19 protein-coding genes are annotated in these 20266 nt (G+C 61.5%); 5 read left to right on the top strand and 14 right to left on the bottom strand.

Going from position 1 to position 20266, the window contains the following annotated elements:
- Positions 1-102: 102 nt before the first annotated feature.
- Positions 103-480: a hypothetical protein gene (locus tag F6S08_RS00365; protein ID WP_027608253.1), complete on the bottom strand. Its 378-nt coding sequence runs from the start codon at positions 478-480 to the stop codon at positions 103-105.
- A gap of 155 nt (positions 481-635) precedes the next feature.
- Between F6S08_RS00365 and phoB the strand changes: the two genes are divergently transcribed.
- The 3 genes from phoB to F6S08_RS00380 all read left to right on the top strand — a co-directional run bounded on the left by phoB (position 636) and on the right by F6S08_RS00380 (position 4305).
- Positions 636-1325 carry a phosphate regulon transcriptional regulator PhoB gene (gene phoB / locus F6S08_RS00370; protein ID WP_003176964.1) on the top strand — a complete coding sequence of 230 codons (690 nt, stop codon included), beginning with the start codon at positions 636-638 and terminating at the stop codon, positions 1323-1325.
- 82 nt (positions 1326-1407) lie between these two features.
- Positions 1408-2694 (top strand): phosphate regulon sensor histidine kinase PhoR, encoded by a 1287-nt coding sequence (gene phoR / locus F6S08_RS00375; RefSeq protein WP_235865632.1) that lies wholly within the window; start codon positions 1408-1410, stop codon positions 2692-2694.
- Positions 2695-2964: 270 nt separating this feature from the next.
- On the top strand, positions 2965-4305 hold the full coding sequence (locus F6S08_RS00380) for a hemolysin family protein (RefSeq protein WP_027608251.1): 1341 nt from the start codon (positions 2965-2967) through the stop codon (positions 4303-4305).
- Positions 4306-4308: 3 nt separating this feature from the next.
- Here the strand turns inward: F6S08_RS00380 and F6S08_RS00385 are convergent, their stop codons facing one another.
- The 8 genes from F6S08_RS00385 to F6S08_RS00420 form a co-directional block, all read right to left on the bottom strand.
- Entirely contained in the window at positions 4309-4980 is a 672-nt protein-coding gene (locus F6S08_RS00385) for a peptidoglycan DD-metalloendopeptidase family protein (RefSeq protein ID WP_065926746.1), read from the bottom strand.
- Between the two features lie 82 nt (positions 4981-5062).
- Positions 5063-5974, bottom strand: coding sequence for a response regulator (locus tag F6S08_RS00390; RefSeq protein ID WP_027608249.1), 912 nt, complete (start codon positions 5972-5974; stop codon positions 5063-5065).
- Between the two features lie 168 nt (positions 5975-6142).
- Positions 6143-6904, bottom strand: coding sequence for a phosphate signaling complex protein PhoU (gene phoU / locus F6S08_RS00395; RefSeq protein WP_027608248.1), 762 nt, complete (start codon positions 6902-6904; stop codon positions 6143-6145).
- Between the two features lie 70 nt (positions 6905-6974).
- Entirely contained in the window at positions 6975-7808 is an 834-nt protein-coding gene (gene pstB, locus F6S08_RS00400; protein ID WP_027608247.1) for a phosphate ABC transporter ATP-binding protein PstB, read from the bottom strand.
- A 93-nt stretch (positions 7809-7901) separates the two neighbouring features.
- Positions 7902-9572, bottom strand: coding sequence for a phosphate ABC transporter permease PstA (gene pstA, locus F6S08_RS00405; protein ID WP_027608246.1), 1671 nt, complete (start codon positions 9570-9572; stop codon positions 7902-7904).
- Between the two features lie 15 nt (positions 9573-9587).
- Positions 9588-11621 carry an ABC transporter permease subunit gene (locus F6S08_RS00410; RefSeq protein ID WP_174562752.1) on the bottom strand — a complete coding sequence of 678 codons (2034 nt, stop codon included), beginning with the start codon at positions 11619-11621 and terminating at the stop codon, positions 9588-9590.
- Positions 11622-12005: 384 nt separating this feature from the next.
- Positions 12006-12992: a phosphate ABC transporter substrate-binding protein PstS gene (locus F6S08_RS00415; RefSeq protein ID WP_016978637.1), complete on the bottom strand. Its 987-nt coding sequence runs from the start codon at positions 12990-12992 to the stop codon at positions 12006-12008.
- A gap of 267 nt (positions 12993-13259) precedes the next feature.
- Positions 13260-14549, bottom strand: coding sequence for an MFS transporter (locus tag F6S08_RS00420; RefSeq protein WP_027608244.1), 1290 nt, complete (start codon positions 14547-14549; stop codon positions 13260-13262).
- Between the two features lie 409 nt (positions 14550-14958).
- Between F6S08_RS00420 and F6S08_RS00425 the strand changes: the two genes are divergently transcribed.
- Both F6S08_RS00425 and F6S08_RS00430 read left to right on the top strand, forming a co-directional pair.
- Entirely contained in the window at positions 14959-15363 is a 405-nt protein-coding gene (locus tag F6S08_RS00425) for an acyl-CoA thioesterase (protein ID WP_003176975.1), read from the top strand.
- Between the two features lie 57 nt (positions 15364-15420).
- Positions 15421-16320: a D-hexose-6-phosphate mutarotase gene (locus F6S08_RS00430; RefSeq protein ID WP_065926750.1), complete on the top strand. Its 900-nt coding sequence runs from the start codon at positions 15421-15423 to the stop codon at positions 16318-16320.
- 57 nt (positions 16321-16377) lie between these two features.
- On the opposite strand, the gene F6S08_RS00435 is transcribed toward F6S08_RS00430, so the two are convergent.
- The 5 genes from F6S08_RS00435 to F6S08_RS00455 all read right to left on the bottom strand — a co-directional run bounded on the left by F6S08_RS00435 (position 16378) and on the right by F6S08_RS00455 (position 20147).
- Positions 16378-16914 carry a DUF3299 domain-containing protein gene (locus F6S08_RS00435; protein WP_027608241.1) on the bottom strand — a complete coding sequence of 179 codons (537 nt, stop codon included), beginning with the start codon at positions 16912-16914 and terminating at the stop codon, positions 16378-16380.
- Between the two features lie 77 nt (positions 16915-16991).
- Complete coding sequence (locus F6S08_RS00440; RefSeq protein ID WP_065926751.1) at positions 16992-17237, bottom strand: GlsB/YeaQ/YmgE family stress response membrane protein; 246 nt, start codon at positions 17235-17237, stop codon at positions 16992-16994.
- Positions 17238-17341: 104 nt separating this feature from the next.
- Positions 17342-18427: a 5-(carboxyamino)imidazole ribonucleotide synthase gene (locus tag F6S08_RS00445; RefSeq protein ID WP_065926752.1), complete on the bottom strand. Its 1086-nt coding sequence runs from the start codon at positions 18425-18427 to the stop codon at positions 17342-17344.
- An 11-nt stretch (positions 18428-18438) separates the two neighbouring features.
- Positions 18439-18930 (bottom strand): 5-(carboxyamino)imidazole ribonucleotide mutase, encoded by a 492-nt coding sequence (purE, locus tag F6S08_RS00450; protein ID WP_003176980.1) that lies wholly within the window; start codon positions 18928-18930, stop codon positions 18439-18441.
- 308 nt (positions 18931-19238) lie between these two features.
- Positions 19239-20147, bottom strand: coding sequence for a LysR substrate-binding domain-containing protein (locus F6S08_RS00455; protein WP_065926753.1), 909 nt, complete (start codon positions 20145-20147; stop codon positions 19239-19241).
- Positions 20148-20266: the final 119 nt, after the last annotated feature.

Below are 20266 nucleotides of genomic sequence, written 5' to 3' on the forward strand. Positions count from 1 at the left end.
TCGGGCCTCATCGGGGGCAAGCCTCCTCCCACATTTGAATGTGTTCACACATCAAAAGGTGGGAGGAGGCTTGCCCCCGATGGTTTCCGCAGCGCCGCGAAATCAGGGCTTGATCACATGCCATGCCCCACCCTTGCCATCACCGCTCTTGTCACCGGCCTTGTGGTCATCCTTGTAGGTGTAGACAGGTTTGCCCTTGTAGGCCCATTGACTGGTCTGGTCATCACGGGTGATCACGGTCCAATCGCCCATTGATTTGTCGGTAGACTCTGCTTTCAGCGGCGGCCAGTTGGTCGCGCACTGGTCCTTGCACACTGACTTGCCATCGGCGTCCTTGTCGAAGGTGTAAAGGGTCTTCCCACTGTGATCCACTAACAGACCGTTCTGGGTCATCGCCGGCTCCGCCGCGAATGCCAGTGTCGGGAGCGTCAACGCCGCCGTGACCAGCAGGGCCTTCCAAGAAAAAGTACTGTGAGTCATCGGAACCTTCCTTTTGTGGTTGTCAGGATTCGGACCCAAAGCGTAGTCCAGAGTGCCCCGAATTGCCCAAGCGACTAAATTACTGTCACACGACTGCAATAATTCCGTTATCTAATGCGGCGCAAGACAGTTAAATGACAAGAGGATTTTCGAGCATGGTTGGCAGGAGCATTCTGATTGTTGACGACGAAGCGCCCATCCGCGAGATGATCGCCGTTGCGTTGGAAATGGCCGGCTATGACTGCCTGGAGGCGGAGAACTCCCAGCAGGCCCATGCCATTATCGTCGACCGCAAGCCGGACCTGATCCTGCTGGACTGGATGCTGCCCGGCACCTCCGGCATCGAACTGGCCCGCCGCCTCAAGCGCGATGAGCTGACCGGGGATATCCCGATCATCATGCTCACCGCCAAGGGCGAAGAAGACAATAAGATCCAGGGCCTGGAAGTCGGCGCCGATGACTACATCACCAAGCCGTTTTCCCCACGGGAACTGGTAGCGCGCCTGAAAGCCGTGCTGCGCCGTGCCGGCCCGACCGATGGCGAAGCACCTATCGAAGTCGGTGGCCTGCTGCTGGACCCGATCAGCCACCGCGTAACCATCGACGGCAAGCCGGCCGAGATGGGCCCGACCGAATACCGCCTGCTGCAGTTCTTCATGACCCACCAGGAGCGTGCCTATACCCGTGGCCAATTGCTGGACCAGGTGTGGGGCGGCAACGTGTATGTCGAGGAGCGCACCGTCGACGTGCATATCCGTCGCCTGCGCAAAGCCTTGGGCGATGCCTACGAGAATCTGGTACAAACCGTGCGCGGCACCGGCTACCGGTTCTCCACCAAGGGCTGAGCCAGCCACTTTCCTTCCTTAACAGCTGACAAGGACGCATGTTTAAGTGAACCAGAACTGGCATGGCACCCTGATCCGCCACATGCTCCTGTTGATCACCGCCTGCCTGTTGGTGGGCCTGGTCAGCGGCTATTACGGCTGGAGCCTGGCCATCGGTATCGGCCTGTACCTGGGCTGGACCCTCAAGCAATTGCTGCGCCTGCATGAATGGCTGCGCCAGCACAAACCCGACGAAGCACCGCCCGATGGTTACGGCCTGTGGGGTGAGGTGTTCGACAGCATCTACCACCTGCAACGCCGCGACCAACGGGTACGCGGGCGCCTGCAAGCCGTGATCGACCGGGTGCAGGAGTCCACCGCTGCGCTCAAGGACGCGGTGATCATGCTCGACAGCGACGGCAACCTGGAGTGGTGGAACCGCGCCGCCGAGACCCTGCTGGGCCTCAAGACGCCCCAGGACAGCGGCCAGCCGGTAACCAACCTGGTGCGTCACCCGCGCTTCAAGGAATACTTCGAGCAGGACAACTACGAAGAAGCCCTGGAAATCCCCTCGCCCACCAACGACCGTGTGCGTATCCAGTTGTACCTGACCCGCTACGGCAACAACGAACACCTGATGCTGGTGCGCGACGTAACCCGCATCCATCAGCTGGAGCAGATGCGCAAAGACTTCGTTGCCAACGTCTCCCACGAACTGCGCACGCCCTTGACGGTGATCTGCGGCTACCTGGAGACGCTGCTGGACAACGTCGAGGAGATCAACCCACGCTGGAGCCGTGCCCTGCAGCAAATGCAGCAGCAGGGTTCACGCATGCAGACCCTGCTCAACGACTTGCTGTTGCTGGCCAAGCTCGAGGCCACGGATTATCCGTCGGACAACCAACCGGTAGCCGTCCAGAGCCTGTTGCAGACCATCAAGAATGACGCCAAGGCCCTGTCGGGCGAGCGCGGGCAGCAGATCAGCCTGGATGCCGACCCGCAGGTGTTGCTCAAAGGCAGCGAGGGCGAATTGCGCAGCGCGTTCTCCAACCTGGTGTTCAACGCGGTGAAGTACACCCAGGACAAGGGCACTATCCGCATCCGCTGGTGGGCCGACGAGCAAGGCGCACACCTGAGCGTGCAGGACTCCGGCATCGGCATCGACGCCAAGCATCTGCCGCGCCTGACCGAGCGTTTCTACCGCGTCGATTCCAGCCGCAACTCCAACACCGGCGGCACCGGGCTGGGCCTGGCCATTGTCAAGCATGTGCTGCTGCGCCACCGTGCACGCCTGGAAATCAGCAGCGTGCTGGGACATGGCAGTACATTCACCTGCCATTTTCCACCCGCGCAGATGACCCGTTCGCGGCTCGTCGGAAATGACGAATAACTCAAACACAGTACAAAACTAAATGTGGGAGGTGGCTTGCTCCCGATGGCGGTGCATCAGTAACAGATATGCAGACTGACACACTGCTCTCGGGAGCAAGGCCCCTCCCACAATTGGAATTGTGCTGTTTCGAATAAGGCATTCCAGGCCCCACCCGGCAGCAACCACTAGGCAAGCGCCCCGTCAGCCGCTACATTGGCCGACTTGCGCCTGCCTTTCAGGCCCTTCTGTCACCCCTTATTGAACACACGGAACCTGCAAAACCCAATCATGGACCCTTCCCCTGGTATCACCCTCGCCACACTCTTCGCCGATTTCGGCATGATTCTTTTTGCTCTAATCCTGGTACTGCTCAACGGTTTTTTCGTTGCGGCGGAATTTGCCATGGTCAAGCTGCGCTCGACCCGGGTCGAGGCCATCGCCCACACCAACGGCTGGCGCGGGCAGATCCTGCGTACCGTGCACAGCCAGCTCGACGCCTACCTGTCGGCCTGCCAGCTGGGTATCACCCTGGCCTCCCTGGGCCTGGGCTGGGTCGGTGAGCCGGCGTTCGCGCACATCCTCGAACCGCTGCTGGGCGCCGCAGGCGTCGAATCGCCGGAAGTGATCAAGGGCGTGTCGTTCTTTGCCGCGTTCTTCGTGATTTCCTACCTGCACATCGTGGTCGGTGAACTGGCGCCCAAGTCCTGGGCCATTCGCAAGCCCGAACTGCTGTCACTGTGGACGGCGGTGCCGCTGTACCTGTTCTACTGGGCCATGTACCCGGCGATCTACCTGCTCAACGCCAGCGCCAACGCGATCCTGCGCATCGCCGGCCAAGGCGAGCCCGGCCCGCACCACGAGCACCATTACAGCCGCGAAGAGCTCAAGCTGATCCTGCACTCCAGCCGTGGCCAGGACCCGAGCGACCAAGGCATGCGCGTACTGGCCTCGGCCGTGGAGATGGGCGAGCTGGAAGTGGTGGATTGGGCCAACTCCCGTGAAGACCTGGTGACCCTGGACTTCAACGCCCCGCTCAAGGAAATCCTCGCGCTGTTCCGTCGCCATAAATTCAGCCGCTATCCGGTGTATGACGCGGTGCGCAACGAGTTTGTCGGGCTTTTGCACATCAAGGACCTGCTGCTGGAACTGGCGGCCCTGGACCACATCCCCGAATCGTTCAACCTGGCCGAGCTGACCCGCCCGCTGGAACGTGTGTCGCGGCACATGCCGTTGTCGCAGTTGCTGGAGCAGTTCCGCAAAGGCGGCGCGCACTTTGCCCTGGTGGAAGAAGCCGACGGCAAGATCATCGGCTACCTGACCATGGAAGACGTGCTGGAAGTGCTGGTGGGCGATATCCAGGACGAACACCGCAAGGCCGAGCGCGGCATCCTCGCCTACCAGCCTGGCAAACTGCTGGTACGGGGCGATACGCCGCTGTTCAAGGTGGAACGCCTGCTGGGCGTCGACCTGGACCACATCGAGGCCGAAACCCTGGCAGGGCTGATCTACGACACCCTCAAGCGCGTGCCGGAAGAGGAAGAAGTGCTGGAGGTTGAAGGCTTGCGGATCATCATCAAGAAGATGAAAGGGCCGAAGATCGTGCTGGCCAAGGTCCTGCTGCTGGATTGACCCTCAATTGCCCAATGCAAAATTGGGCAATGTCCCGACCGGCTGGTTGAATTCGTAAGGAATCGACACCAGCCCGGCCGCGGTACTCTGTTGCACCACAAAGTGCAGGTGCGGCCCGCTGCTGTTGCCGGTATTGCCCGACAACCCCAGCGCGCTGCCCACCGCCACACGCTGCCCCGGCCTGACACTCACCGAGCCTTGCTTGAGGTGCAGGTACACACCCTGGGTGCCGTCATCGTGCTGCACGCGCACGAAATTGCCTGACGCATCGTTGCCGCGTCCGATCTGGCTATTCTCGATTTTCACCACCACACCGCTGCGTGCCGCGATGATCGGCGTGCCTTCGGGCATGGCGATGTCCATGGCGTAGCGGCTTTTGGCGTCGGTGTGGCTGAAGCTGCCGTTGGGACCTTGGGTCAGGCGGAACGGACCGCCACGCCAGGGCAAGGGGTAACGGTAGGCTTGTTGCGGGTAAACGGGTTTTGGCCTGTAGAGTACCGGCGGCTGTACGCGCTCGACCCTACGTTCCTGGATCACGAACGCCTGGGCGCCGGGGGTTTGCCGATCGCTGAAAAACACCATGCCGTTGGCATCGGTGGATTTGTACAGGGTCATGGCCTGGGTCGAATTGGCGACCAAGGCCAACATGCAGGACAGCAAAAGGCGAAGGAGCATGGCGCGAACCTGCCGGAGTGAATGAACAGCAAGCTAGCAAGGGATCATGACAATCCCGGGGCACGCCCCTTCGGACTGAAAGTCAGGCCCCCGGCACAAAATGCTTCTGCGCCGTACCGCGCGCAATCAGGCGGGAGATGTAGTCGAGCTTCTGCGCATCCTGGTCGATAAAGCGGAAGGTCAGTTGCAGCCAGTCACTGTCCGGCTTGGGTTCGAAGGCGACGATGGCGTGCAGGTAGCCGTTGAGACGCGCCACCTCGGCGTTGTCGCCCTGTTCCAGGTCGAGCACGGCACTTTCCAGTACCTGAGGCAGGACCTCACCGCGACGCACCACCAGCAGCGCCTCCTTGATGCTCAGCGCCTTGATCACGCATTGCTGGGTGCCGCTGGACAGGCGCAACTGGCCCTGGCCACGGCCGCCAGTGGGTGCAGCGCCTGGCGCTTGGACCGGTGGGGCGTTGTTAAGCAGGCCTTTGCTTGGCGCAGACGCAGCCGCCGCAACGGGGGCTGCACGTACGGCTTCAGGCTTGCCACCGGTCAGGGCACTCAGGGAATCATTGCCGAAGGCCGAGTTCATCTTGGTCGGCGCGCTGGCGACCAGGGCGTCGAGGCGACCGACCTTGTGCAGGGCTTGCTTGACCTTGTTCAGCAGTTGCTCGTTGGTGAACGGTTTGCTGACGTAACCGGAAACCCCGGCCTGGATCGCCTGGACCACGTTCTCTTTGTCGCCACGGCTGGTCACCATCACAAACGGCATGGCCTTGAGGTGCGGTTGCTCACGGCACCAGGTCAACAGCTCCAGGCCGGACATCTCCGGCATTTCCCAGTCGCACAGCACCAGGTCGAAGCTCTCGCGCATCAGGATGGTCTGGGCCTTCTTGCCGTTTACCGCATCTTCAAGCTTGATCCCGGGGAAGTAGTTGCGCAGGCACTTCTTCACCAGGTCGCGGATAAACGAGGCGTCATCCACCACCAATACACTGACTTTACTCATCGACCCTTCATCCTATAAAAACTTCGGCACGCAAAACGCCTGACTAATGGCATTTTGCCAAAACTCTGTAGTCACGTTCGGACTTTCTTTTACCCGATTCGCAAAAAATTCAGGCGCCACAAACGAAAACGCCCGACCAGAGGCCGGGCGTTAATTTCTCGGGCAACCTTACTTATCGTCAGGTTCGCCCGGAACATTAGGGATTTGATCGGCTGAACCCTCAACTTCGGCCTTCATGCGCTTGAGACCCATGTGCCGTACGTCGGTACCGCGCACCAGATAGATCACCAGTTCCGAGATATTGCGCGCGTGATCACCGATCCGCTCCAGGGAGCGCAACACCCAGATGATGCTCAAGACCCGCGAGATAGAGCGCGGGTCTTCCATCATGTAGGTGGCCAGCTCACGCAGGGCGGTCTTGTATTCTCGGTCGATGACCTTGTCGTACTGCGCTACCGACAATGCCAGCTCGGCGTCAAAGCGCGCAAAGGCATCCAGGGCATCCCGTACCATGTTGCGCACCTGGTCGCCGATATGACGCACTTCGACATAACCGCGCGGCGCTTCACCCTCTTCGCACAGCTGGATGGCACGGCGGGCAATCTTGGTGGCTTCGTCGCCGATCCGCTCGAGGTCGATCACCGACTTGGAAATGCTGATGATCAGGCGCAGGTCGGATGCTGCCGGCTGGCGACGGGCGAGAATGCGCAGGCATTCTTCGTCGATGTTGCGTTCCATCTGGTTGATCTGGTCGTCGATCTCGCGCACTTGCTGGGCCAGGCCCGAGTCGGCCTCGATCAGCGCGGTCACGGCGTCGTTGACTTGCTTCTCCACCAGCCCGCCCATCGCCAGGAGGTGGCTGCGCACTTCCTCCAGCTCGGCGTTGAACTGCGCGGAGATGTGGTGGGTAAGGCCTTCTTTGCTAATCATGTTGGCGTCCTTGGAGCGTCCGGTAAGGTGCGGAGAACCGCAGCGTCAGTGCAATCAGAACCACAGCTTCCTAGCCGTAGCGACCGGTGATGTAGTCTTCGGTCTGCTTCTTCGCCGGATTGGTGAACAGGGTGTCGGTATCGCCGAACTCCACCAGCTTGCCCATGTACATGAACGCGGTGTAGTCGGAAACCCGCGCCGCCTGTTGCATGTTGTGGGTCACGATAACGATGGTGAACTTGGACTTGAGCTCGTAGATCAGTTCTTCGACTTTCAGCGTCGAGATCGGGTCGAGTGCCGAGCACGGTTCGTCGAGCAGCAGCACTTCCGGCTCCACGGCGATGGTGCGCGCGATCACCAGACGTTGCTGCTGGCCGCCGGACAGGCCGAGTGCCGATTCGTGCAGGCGGTCCTTGACCTCGTCCCACAGCGCCGCGCCTTTAAGGGCCCACTCAACGGCTTCGTCGAGGATGCGCTTCTTGTTGATGCCCTGGATGCGCAGGCCGTAGACCACGTTTTCGTAGATGGTCTTGGGGAACGGGTTAGGCTTCTGGAACACCATGCCCACACGGCGACGCAGTTCGGCCACGTCTTCGCCCTTGCGGTAGATGTTGGTGCCGTAGAGGTTGATGGCCCCGTCCACGCGGCAACCGTCCACCAGGTCGTTCATGCGGTTGAAGGTACGCAGCAGCGTGGACTTGCCGCAGCCCGACGGGCCGATAAAGGCGGTCACGCGCTGCTTGGGGATGTTCATGCTGACGTCGAACAGTGCCTGCTTGTCACCGTAATACAGGCTCAGGCCCGGTACTTCGATGGCCACGGTTTCCTGGGCCAGGCTCAGGCTCTGTTTGTCGCGACCCAGGGCAGACATGTTGATGCCGTGGGAATGGGTGTCGTGTTGCATGGTCTCACTCCGTTCGTAGCTGCACGCTTTTAGCTGCAAGCTGCAAGATTTGAGCAAAAGCGGCTTGTAGCTTGCCGCTTGTGGCGAATAGCTTTAGCTGTCCAGCGCCTTGTACTTCTCGCGCAGGTGGTTACGAATCCACACCGCCGACAGGTTGAGCGTGGCGATCACCAGCACCAGCAGCAAGGCGGTGGCGTACACCAGCGGCCGTGCGGCCTCGACGTTAGGGCTCTGAAAGCCGACGTCATAGATATGGAAGCCCAGGTGCATGATCTTCTGGTCCAGGTGCAGGTACGGGTAGTTGCCGTCCAGCGGCAGCGACGGGGCCAGTTTCACCACGCCGACCAGCATCAGCGGCGCCACTTCACCGGCGGCGCGGGCCACGGCGAGGATCATGCCGGTCATCATCGCCGGGCTGGCCATCGGCAGCACGATCTTCCACAGCGTTTCCGCCTTGGTCGCGCCCAGCGCCAGGGAGCCTTCACGCACCGTACGCGGAATCCGTGCCAGGCCTTCTTCGGTGGCCACGATCACCACCGGTACCGCCAGCAGCGCCAGGGTCAGCGAGGCCCAGAGCAGGCCCGGTGTACCGAAGGTCGGTGCCGGCAGCGCTTCGGCGAAGAACAGACGGTCGACCGAGCCACCCAATACATACACGAAGAAACCCAGGCCGAACACGCCGTAGACGATGGCCGGTACACCCGCCAGGTTGTTCACGGCGATGCGGATGATGCGCGTCAGGGTGTTCTGCTTGGCGTATTCACGCAGGTACACCGCCGCCAGCACGCCGAACGGGGTCACGATCATCGCCATGATCAGGGTCATCATCACGGTGCCGAAGATCGCCGGGAAGATCCCGCCTTCGGTGTTGGCCTCCCGCGGGTCATCACTGAGGAATTCCCACACCTTGCTGACATAGAAACCGATCTTGGTCACGGTCCCCATGGCGTTCGGCTGGTAGGCGTGCACCACCTTGCCGATGCCGATTTCAATTTCCTTGCCGTTGCCATCGCGAGCGGTCAAGGCATCGCGATTGAATTGGGCGTGCAGGTCGGCCAGGCGCGCTTCGATGTCCTGGTAGCGCGCGTTCAGCTCGGCACGATCGGCCTCCATGTCGGCCTGGGCGGCAGCGTCGAGCTTGCCTTCCAGTTCCAGTTTGCGGCCATGCAGGCGGATGCGCTCGAGGCCGGCGTTGATCGCGCCGATGTCGGACTTCTCCAGGGTCTTGAGCTGGGCCGCCAGCTTGTTCACACGGTCCACGCGGGCTTGCAGCTCCGGCCACGCGGCCTCGCCTTCAGCGATGACCTTGCCATCCTGCTTGACGTTGACCAGGGTGCCGTAGAAGTTGCCCCACTCACGACGTTCGATGGTCATCAGGTTCTTCGGCGTGCTCTGGTCCTTCAACCATTCGCCGACGATCCAGGTGAAGTCGTTGCCGTTCAGGTCGCGGTTGCCGACCTTGATCAGCTCGCGGGTCATGAACTCCGGGCCCGCATCGGGCACCGGCAGGCCCGCGCTTTTCAGGCGCTCGCGCGGCACTTCTTCTTTCTGCACCACTTCGCCGATGACGATATGGTTTTCCTGGCCCGGCACGTTGTAGTTGGCCTGGATCAGGTCGGCCGGCCAGAAGTGGCCCAGGCCACGCACGGCAATCACGGCCAGCAAACCAATGGTCATGATGACCGCGATGGACACCGCGCCACCGCTGATCCAGACGCCCGGAGCGCCGCTCTTGAACCATCCATTCAGGGAGTTCTGTTTCACAGACTTCTACCTTTCTTAAAGCGACGAGTATTTCTTGCGCAGACGCTGACGAATCAGCTCGGCGAGGGTGTTCATGATGAAGGTGAACAGCAGCAGCACCAGCGCCGAGAGGAACAACACGCGGTAGTGACTGCCGCCGACTTCCGACTCGGGCATTTCCACCGCGACGTTGGCCGCCAGGGTGCGCAGGCCTTCGAACAGGTTCATCTCCATCACCGGCGTGTTACCGGTGGCCATCAGCACGATCATGGTCTCGCCCACGGCGCGGCCCATGCCGATCATCAGCGCCGAGAAGATGCCCGGGCTGGCGGTCAGGATCACTACGCGGGTCATGGTCTGCCACGGCGTGGCGCCCAGGGCCAGGGAACCCAGGGTCAGGCCGCGCGGTACGCTGAACACGGCGTCTTCGGCGATGGAATAGATGTTCGGGATCACCGCAAAGCCCATGGCCAGGCCGACCACCAGGGCGTTGCGCTGGTCGTAGGTAATGCCCAGGTCGTGGGAGATCCACATGCGCATGTCGCCGCCGAAGAACCAGGTTTCCAGGTACGGGCTCATGTACAGCGAGAGCCAGCCCACGAACAGGATCACCGGGATCAGGATTGCGCTTTCCCAACCGTCGGGAACCCGCAGGCGAATCGACTCGGGCAGGCGACTGAAGACAAACCCGGCCACCAGGATGCCAATCGGCAACAGCATCAGCAGGCTGAAGATCCCCGGCAGATGCCCTTCGACATACGGCGCCAGGAACAGGCCGGCGAAGAAGCCGAGGATCACCGTCGGCATGGCTTCCATCAGTTCGATCACCGGCTTGACCTTGCGGCGCAGGCTCGGGGCCATGAAGTAAGCGGTGTAGATCGCCGCGGCAACGGCCAGTGGCGCCGCCAGCAGCATGGCGTAGAACGCCGCCTTCAGGGTACCGAAGGTCAATGGCGCCAGGCTCATCTTGGGTTCGAAGTCGGTGTTGGCGGCGGTCGATTGCCAGACGTACTTAGGCTCGTCGTAGTTTTCGTACCAGACCTTGCTCCACAACGCGCTCCAGGACACTTCCGGGTGCGGGTTATCCAGCAGCAGCGGCTGCAGCTTGCCGCCGGCTTCGACGATCACGCGGTTGGCGCGCGGCGACATACCAAACACGCCCTGGCCGTCGACCACCGGATCCACCAGCAGGGTGCGGTGGGCGGTGCTGTGGAACACGCCGAACTTGCCGGAAGCGTCGAGGGCGGTAAAGCCTTTGCGCCGCTCTTCGGCGGTGATTTCCACGATGGGCGCGGTGCCCATCTGGAAGGTACGGATCTGCTTGAAGCGCTGCTCGCCATCCGGGTCACGGGCCATGAACCACTGGGCCAGGCCGCCTTTGGAGTTACCGACGATCAGCGAGATGCCGCCCACCAACTGGGTGCTGGCGGTGACTTCGGCAGTGCCATCTTCCAGTAATTTGTAGCGACCGTTGAGGCTCTTGTCGCGCAGGCTGAACACATCCGCCAGGGCGCGGCCGTTGATCACGTACAGCCATTGCTGGCGCGGATCGATGAAGATCGCCTTCACCGGCTCGGTCATTTGCGGCAGCTCGACACGCTTCTGCTCGCTGGTGACTTCACCGGTCATCATGTTTTCTTCGCGGCTCAGGGTCAGCACGTTCAAGTGCGAACCGGCCGAGCCTGCCACCACCAGCGACGAATCGGTGGCGTTGAGGGCGACATGCTCCAACGGGCGGCCGGCATCGTCGAGCACGATCGGCGTTTCACCGTAGGGGTATTCAATCGCAGGCGTGATGGTCTTCTTGCCGTCCGGGTACGACACCTTATAGGTGTGACGGAACACCAGGGACTGGCCATTGGACAAACCGAGGATCACCAGCGGGCTGCCCGGCTGGTCTTCACCGATGGAAGCCACGCTCACGCCGGGCGCAAGCGGCAGGTCGACACGCTTGAGTTCGGCACCGCTCGTGACGTCAAAGAACAGCGCCTGGCCCTTGTCGGAAACCCGCATGGCGACCTGGTTCTGCTCTTCCAGGGAGATCAACAACGGCTTGCCGGCGTCCTGCATCCAGGCGGGCGTCAGTGCGTCTTCCTTGGTCAGCGAGGCGCCTTGGAACAGTGGCGCGACCACGTAGGCGAGGAAAAAGAAAATCAGGGTGATCGCACCCAGAACGGCGAGGCCGCCCACCAGCACATACCAACGGGTCAGGCGATCCTTGAGCGCGCGAATACGGCGCTTGCGTTGCAGCTCAGGCGTATTGAAATCAATGCGCTTGGGGGGAGAAGTTGTCGTCATGGTGGAATTGGCCAGATCATTCATGCGCACACCCTAGCGATCCTGTATGACAGAAAGATGACAGTGCAGTGACGCAACAAATCCGCCGCGAAGCAGGGCTGGCAGCGGACTAGAAAATTCGGATGCGGGGCCGGTATTCCGGCCCCGCAGAGGCAATCAGTTGCCTTCTTTCAGACCCAGGTCAGCCAGGGCCTTGGCGGCAACCTTGGCTGGCAGTGGGATGTAGCCGTCCTTGACGACAACTTCCTGGCCCTGTTTGGACAGAACCAGTTTCACGAACTCGGCTTCCAGCGGGGCCAGAGGCTTGTTCGGGGCTTTGTTGACGTAAACGTAGAGGAAACGCGACAGCGGGTATTTGCCGTTCAGGGCGTTTTCTTCGCTGTCTTCGATGAAGTCAGTGCTGCCTTTCTTGGCCAGGGCCACGGTCTTCACACTGGCGGTCTTGTAGCCGATGCCCGAGTAACCGATGCCGTTCAGCGAAGAGCTGATCGACTGCACGACCGAAGCCGAGCCGGGTTGTTCGTTCACGTTAGGCTTGTAGTCGCCTTTGCACAGGGCTTCTTCCTTGAAGTAGCCGTAGGTGCCGGATACCGAGTTACGGCCGAACAGTTGCACTGGCTTGTTGGCCAGGTCGCCGGTCACACCCAGGTCACCCCAGGTTTTCACATCGGCTTTGCCACCACACAGGCGAGTCGAGGAGAAGATCGCGTCGACTTGTTCCATGGTCAGGTGCTGGATCGGGTTGTCCTTGTGCACGAACACGGCCAGGGCATCCACGGCAACCGGGATAGCGGTTGGCTTGTAGCCGTACTTCTGCTCGAAGGCCGCCAGTTCGGTGTCCTTCATCTTGCGGCTCATCGGGCCCAGGTTGGAGGTGCCTTCAGTCAGCGCAGGTGGCGCGGTGGCGGAGCCGGCAGCTTGAATCTGGATGTTGACGTTCGGGTATTCCTTTTTGTAACCCTCGGCCCACAGGGTCATCAGGTTGGCCAGGGTATCGGAACCGACGCTGGACAAGTTGCCCGACACACCAGTGGTCTTGACGTAAGCCGGGATTGCCGGATCAACACCTGCGGCCACCGCGTTGGCGGTCGCAACGCCAGCAGCGACAAAAGTCATTGCCGCCATCAAACGTTTCAGTTTCATGCCTTGCTCCTAGCAGATAGGGATAGTTGGATCGGGGCCAAGTATCGAGAGGCCGTGTGAACACTATATGTCTGAAATATGACAATTGGATGAAAGGCCAGCATTGGAGATCACACAACGAAAGGAGAGAAGGTCGGGACGTACGAGGAGGTTAGAGCGACTAAGCGACTTCTTGGAAACAAGCTGTAATTGTTATAAAACGCAAGGCATGTGGCGAGGGAGCTTGCTCCCTCGCCACATGGTTACCGGTAAAAGCGCTAAACGGGGTTACCGCCCGCGCTTCCATAGATACCCACCCACCACCATCCCCATCACACACAGGACAGCCACGTAGTAAGCCGGGCCCATCGGGCTTTCCTTCATCAGCAGCGACACCGCCAGCGGCGTCAGCCCGCCGAACACGGCGTAGGCCACGTTGTAGGAAAACGACAGGCCACTGAAGCGCACCACGGGCGGGAAGGCTTTCACCATCACGTAAGGCACCACGCCAATGGTGCCGACGAACAGGCCGGTCAAGGCGTACAGCGGGAACAGCCAGTCCGGGTGGGTCATGAGGCTGTGGTACAGCGTCCAGGAGGTCGCCAGCAGCAATGCGCAACCGCTTACCAGTACACGCCCGGCACCAAAACGGTCAGCCAGGGCGCCGGAGGCAATGCAGCCAAGGCTCAAAGTCACGATGGCCAGGCTATTGGCTTGCAGCGCAACAGTCGGGCTGAAGTGGTAGATGGTCTGCAACACGGTCGGGGTCATCAGGATGACCACCACGACGCCGGCCGACAACAGCCAGGTCAGCAGCATCGACAATACGATGGCACCACGGTGGTCGCGCAGCACGGCACGCAATGGCAGCTCGGCGGCCAGGGTCTTGCGTTGCTGCATCTCGGCGAAGATCGGCGTTTCATGCAGCCAGCGGCGCAGGTACACCGACAGCAGGCCGAACACGCCACCGAGCAGGAAAGGAATGCGCCAGGCGTAATCCGAGACCTGCTCCGGGCTGTAAATAGTGTTGATGGCAGTGGCCACCAGCGAACCCAGCAGGATACCGGCGGTCAGGCCGCTGGTCAGGGTGCCGCAGGCGTAACCAATGTGGCGCGGCGGTACGTGTTCGGACACGAACACCCAGGCGCCCGGGACCTCACCGCCAATCGCTGCGCCCTGGATGATGCGCATCAACAGCAACAGGACCGGCGCCCACAGGCCGATCTGCGCGTAGGTCGGCAGCAGGCCCATGATCAGGGTCGGCACCGCCATCATGAAGATGCTCAGGGTGAACATCTTCTTGCGGCCCAGCAGGTCACCGAAGTGCGCCATGATGATGCCGCCCAGCGGGCGTGCCAGGTAACCGGCGGCGAAGATGCCGAAGGTCTGCATCATGCGCAGCCATTCGGGCATATCGACAGGGAAGAACAATTTTCCGACCACGGTGGCGAAAAACACGAAAATGATGAAGTCATAAAACTCCAGCGCCCCGCCCAAGGCAGACAGCGACAGGGTTTTGTAGTCGTTGCGGGTCAGCGGGCGCGACGGTTGCGCACTGCTTGCGGGCACGGAGGACATGGCAAGGCTTCTCTTATAGTAGTCAGCTTGATAAGGACGGCACGCCCGGGACTGGCGGCGGGTCTGGCAAGATAGCAAATCGCTTGTAAAAGCACAGCGCCAGGAGAACAGTTGCGCGCAAAAGCCGCGATACAGCGGCTATTTACCGACCAAATGAGCGTCGGGAGGTCGTCGTGGCGCCAGGGTCTCGATATACTCGGCCCTTGCAAGCGCAAGAACCCCAGGCTTGAGGGGCTGCTGCGCCAAAACGCCGTTGGGTGCCATCCAGCCGATTTGGCAGAGTTTCCCTTTAGCACGCCTTACGAGAAACGTATCGAACGGAGTATGTTTGTGCTGAAACGTTTTTCTAACAGTCGGCTATCCACCTTGCTCCACCTATAAAAGCGTCACGGGTCAGAGGCCCCCCGGCATGATCGAACTCGAACAAGAAGATCCTATCCCGCAAGGCGATCTCGCCCTGCAAATCACCGCGCTCCCGCGTGAAACCAACGGTTTTGGCGATATTTTCGGCGGCTGGCTGGTCGCGCAGATGGACCTCGCCGGTACCGCCATGGCCAGCAAGGTCGCGGGCGGGCGTGTGGCCACCGTGGCCATTGACCGCATGGCGTTCCTGGTGCCGGTGGCAGTGGGCGCGCAATTGTCCTTCTATACCCAGGCCCTGGAAATCGGCCGCAGCTCGATCCAGATGATGGTCGAAGTGTGGAGCGACGACCCGCTGTCCAGCGAATGGCGCAAGGTCACCGAGGCGGTGTTTGTGTTCGTCGCTATCGATGGCAGCGGCCGCACACGCTCGGTGCCATCGCGCGCGCGTTAAACCTCGCGGGGTTTTGACGGTCAATTGTCCCATTGCCTGCCATTGAGAGTGCCTGTTATGCCTACGCCCCACGTTGAGACCGTGAAAGTCGACGAACTGGACTGCTGGCGCATCCGCCATAACGGCGCCGAACTGATGATCGCCCAGCAGGGCGCGCATATCTTCAGTTACGGCCGCGAAGGCGAGCAGCCGCTGATCTGGCCGAACCCTGAGGCGGTGTTCAAGAAGGGCAAGGGCATTCGTACCGGCGTCCCGGTGTGCTGGCCCTGGTTTGGGGTGTTCGACCGCAACCCGCCCAGCGTAAAGGCGATGCGCCAAAGTGATCAGCCTGCGGGCGCTCACGGTTTCGTGCGTACCGCGACCTGGGCATTGGCCGGGACCACCCTTGAAGGTGAAGCGCTGCGGGTGGACCTGCAACTACCGGTTCCTGCAGGCGGCTTCCCCGGCTGGCCCCATCAGGTCGACCTGAGCCTGAGCCTGCTGCTGGACAACCAACTGCACATCCGCCTGACCAGCCACAACCGTGGCAACGACACTGTCACGCTCAGCCAGGCGCTGCACACCTATTTCGCCGTGAGCGACGTACGCAACGTGCAGGTCGAAGGCCTGGACGGCTCGGTATACATCGATACCGCCGATGGCTGGAGCGAGAAAACCCAGTCCGGCCTGCTGCACTTCACTGCCGAGACCGACCGCATCTACCTCGATACGCCCCCGTCGCTGAGCATCCTCGATCAGGACTGGCAGCGTCGCATCCAGCTCACCAGCCAAGGCTCGAAATCCACCGTGATCTGGAACCCCTGGACCGAACGCGCCAAAGCCTTCGACGACATGGCCGATGATGGCTGGCAGGGCATGCTGTGCATCGAGACGGCGAATGTGCTGGATGATGTGGTGAGCCTGGCCCCAGGTGAAAGCCACACTCTGGGCGTGAGCATCACCGCTATCGCCCTGTAAACCCAATCGAAAATGTGGGAGGGGCACACCGCCCCCCACATTGGGTTCAGCGTAAGCTTATAGATCGGATTCCTTTACGACCCGCACCTTGCCCGCATCCAGCGCATAGGCGGCGTCGGCCAAATCGTTATTCACCGTCTCCACCTTCAACGTGCCGGTCACCCACAGCGGCGTGTAGATATCATCCAGCTTCAAACCCTTGGGATAACGCACCAGCACCAACTGGTTAGGCGGCGGTGGCGGCACGTGGATGCAGGCGCCCGGGTATGGCACCAGGAAGAACAGGGTGCTGCGGCCTTTGGCGTCGGTTTCCAACGGCACCGGGTAGCCGCCGATGCGGATGTTCCTGCCGTTCATGGCAGCCACGGTCTTGGTCGAATACATCACCGCCGGCAAGCCTTTGCTCTGCTTCAGGCCACCTTTGTCGGTGAACGTGCCTTGGGCTTCGGGGGAGTTGTGGTCGATCTCGGGCATGGCCTCGAGGGCCTTCTGGTCCGACAGCGGCATCAGGTCGAGCCAGTCGGTTTCCGGCAATTCACCGGCGTGGGCCAGGCCAGAGCCCAGCAGAAGGAGAGTCAACAGGAGACGGCGCATGGAGAGGCTCGGCAAGTACAAGTGGCGAGCATTCTAGCCCTCTGCGCCTGCGCAGCGCAGAGGACTTTGTCGGCTGATTACTTCTTTTTGATCAGGCCGTAGAGCACCAGCAGCACAATGGCGCCGACCAGTGCGCCGATAAAGCCTGCGCCTTGACCCGCCTGGTAGATACCCAGTGCCTGGCCACCGTAGGTCGCGGCCAGGGAACCGGCGATACCCAGCAGGATGGTCATGATCCAGCCCATGCTGTCGTCGCCGGGCTTGAGGAAACGCGCCAACAGGCCGACGATCAAGCCGATAAAGATGGTTCCGATGATACCCATGGCATTTCCCTCTGAATGAAGTGAGCTATGCCAAAGCCTAGACAGGCTTTGGCATCCTGCAATCAGAGGACGGCGATAACCAATGGTTCCCGCCGATCCCCGGGTTATTGCTCGGCGATCAGCGCTTCGACCTTGAGGATCTGCGCTTGCAGCGTTGCGCGGTCCTTGCAGCGCAGGTTGGCGTGGCCGACCTTGCGCCCGGCCTTGAAGGCCTTGCCGTAGTGATGCAGGTGGCAGTCTTGGATGGCGATCACGCGCTCCACCGGCGGTACCACGCCGATAAAGTTGAGCATCGCGCTCTCACCGACCTTGGCCGTGGAGCCCAATGGCAAGCCCGCGACAGCGCGCAGGTGGTTTTCGAACTGGCTGCACTCGGCGCCTTCGGTGGTCCAGTGCCCGGAGTTATGCACACGCGGGGCGATTTCGTTGGCCTTGAGGCCGCCGTCGACTTCAAAGAACTCGAACGCCATCACACCGACGTAATCCAGCTGCTTGAGCACGCGGCTGGAATAGTCTTCGGCCAGGGCCTGCAACGGGTGATCGGTGCTGGCCACGGACAGCTTGAGGATGCCGCTGTCGTGGGTGTTGTGCACCAACGGGTAGAAGCGGGTCTCACCATCCCGGGCACGCACGGCGATCAACGAGACTTCGCCGGTGAACGGCACGAAGCCTTCCAGCAGGCAGGCGACGCTGCCCAGTTCGGCGAAGGTGCCGACCACATCGGCGGCGGTGCGCAGGACTTTCTGGCCCTTGCCGTCGTAGCCCAGGGTGCGGGTTTTGAGCACGGCTGGCAGGCCAATGCTGGCGACGGCGGCGTCCAGGTCCGCCTGGGACTGGATATCGGCGAAGGCTGGGGTCGGAATGCCGAGGTCCTTGAACATGCTCTTCTCGAACCAGCGGTCACGGGCAATGCGCAAGGCTTCGGCGCTCGGGTACACCGGTACGAACTGCGACAGGAAGGCCACGGTTTCGGCCGGGACGCTTTCAAACTCGAACGTCACCAGGTCGACTTCGTCGGCCAGTTGGCGCAGGTGGTCCGGGTCGCTGTAGTCAGCGCGCAGGTGTTCACCCAAGGCTGCCGCACAGGCGTCCGGCGCAGGATCCAGGAAAGCGAAGTTCATCCCCAGCGGGGTGCCCGCCAAGGCCAGCATACGGCCCAGTTGGCCGCCACCGATTACACCGATTTTCATCGTCAACACCCTCAGGCGATACGTGGGTCTGGATTGTCCAGCACGCTGTCTGTCTGCTCGGCGCGGAATTTCTTCAGCACCGCGTGGAACTGCGGGTGCTTGGCGCCCAGGATGCTGGCGGACAGCAGGGCTGCGTTGATCGCGCCGGCCTTGCCGATCGCCAGGGTGGCCACCGGGATACCGGCCGGCATCTGCACGATGGACAACAGCGAATCCACGCCCGAGAGCATTGCCGACTGCACCGGTACGCCAAGCACCGGCAGGTGGGTCTTGGCCGCACACATGCCCGGCAGGTGTGCCGCACCGCCGGCACCGGCAATGATCACCTCGATGCCACGGGATTCTGCTTCATCGGCATACTGGAACAGCAAATCCGGGGTGCGGTGGGCAGAGACCACTTTCACTTCATACGGAATGCCGAGTTTTTCCAGCATATCGGCGGTGTGGCTAAGGGTGGACCAATCGGACTTGGAGCCCATGATCACGCCAACCAATGCACTCATCGTCGTGCCTCTTCTCTCTGGGCGCCCGCAGGCGCGTCAAAAAACAACAAGCCACGCGGGAAATCCGGCGTGGCTTGTTGTACGAAATGTGGCCGGTTGGACCGGCCGAAGGCCGCGCAGTATACCGTAATAATCCAGATAAACAGCCCCTGGGATGACCATCTGTCTAGCGGGGCAAAGTGGCGGTTTTATTGACCCTGTAGGAGCGAGCTTGCTCGCGAAGATCGCCAACGATGACGCGGGCGTTCTGAATGGATGCGGCGCTCTCAGGTTTTTCGCGAGCACGCTCGCTCCTACAGGGATCGCATTCAGGTACTTTGCGCCGCGCCACCTTCCAACTTGCGCCACAACAACCGCACATTCGCCTTGCGCACCAGCGCGCAGCGATACAGACGAATTTCCAGCGGCACATGCCATTGCGGCCCGCCGCAGACCACCAATTCACCGCGGGCCAGTTCGGCACGCACGCTCAGTTGCGGCACCCAGGCGATGCCCAGGCCTTCCAGGGCCATGCTTTTGAGGCTGTCGGCCATGGCGGTTTCGTACACCGTGGTAAAGCGCAGCGCGCGCTGGCGCAGCAACAGATGCACCGAACGGCCGAGGAACGCCCCGGCGCTGTAGGCCAGCAACGGCACACTGCCCTCGCCTTCGAGGTCGAACAGCGGCTTGCCGTCGGCGTCGGCCGCGCATACCGGGAGCATTTCGGTGTTGCCCAGGTGCAGTGAGGGGAAGATTTCGGCGTCCATTTGCATCGCCGCATCCGGGTCGTAGAACGCCAGCATCAGGTCGCAGCCGCCTTCACGCAGGGCATGCACCGCATCGCCGACGTTGGTGGCCACCAGCCGCGTGGCGATGTTCAGGCCGTCGTTGCGCAGTTGCGCGATCCAGCGCGGAAAGAAACCCAACGCCAGGGAGTGGGCTGCGGCCACTTGCATGACTTCGCCCTGCCCGCCTTCCAGGTGATGCAAATGGCGCAGCACTTCGCCGAGCTGCTCGACCACGGTACGCGCGGTGACCAGGAACAACTGCCCCGCCGCCGTCAGCTCAACCGGCGTGCGCGAGCGGTTGACCAGGGTCAGGCCCAATGCGGCCTCAAGGCTGCGGATACGTCGGCTGAACGCCGGCTGGGTGACAAAGCGCCGCTCGGCCGCCTGGGAAAAGCTGCGAGTCGCCGCCAGGGCGCTGAAGTCTTCCAGCCATTTGCTCTCAAGGTTCATCACTGCCTCCCACGGATACGCACCATTTTGGCACACACGCCCGCCATGATAGCCGGGTCACACTCACATTATGCCGTTTATGCATAGGCCAGTGTTTAACAGCATTGGCCCAAAATTTC

The organism is Pseudomonas sp. JV449 (assembly GCF_032424295.1).
Lineage (GTDB): Bacteria > Pseudomonadota > Gammaproteobacteria > Pseudomonadales > Pseudomonadaceae > Aquipseudomonas > Aquipseudomonas marginalis.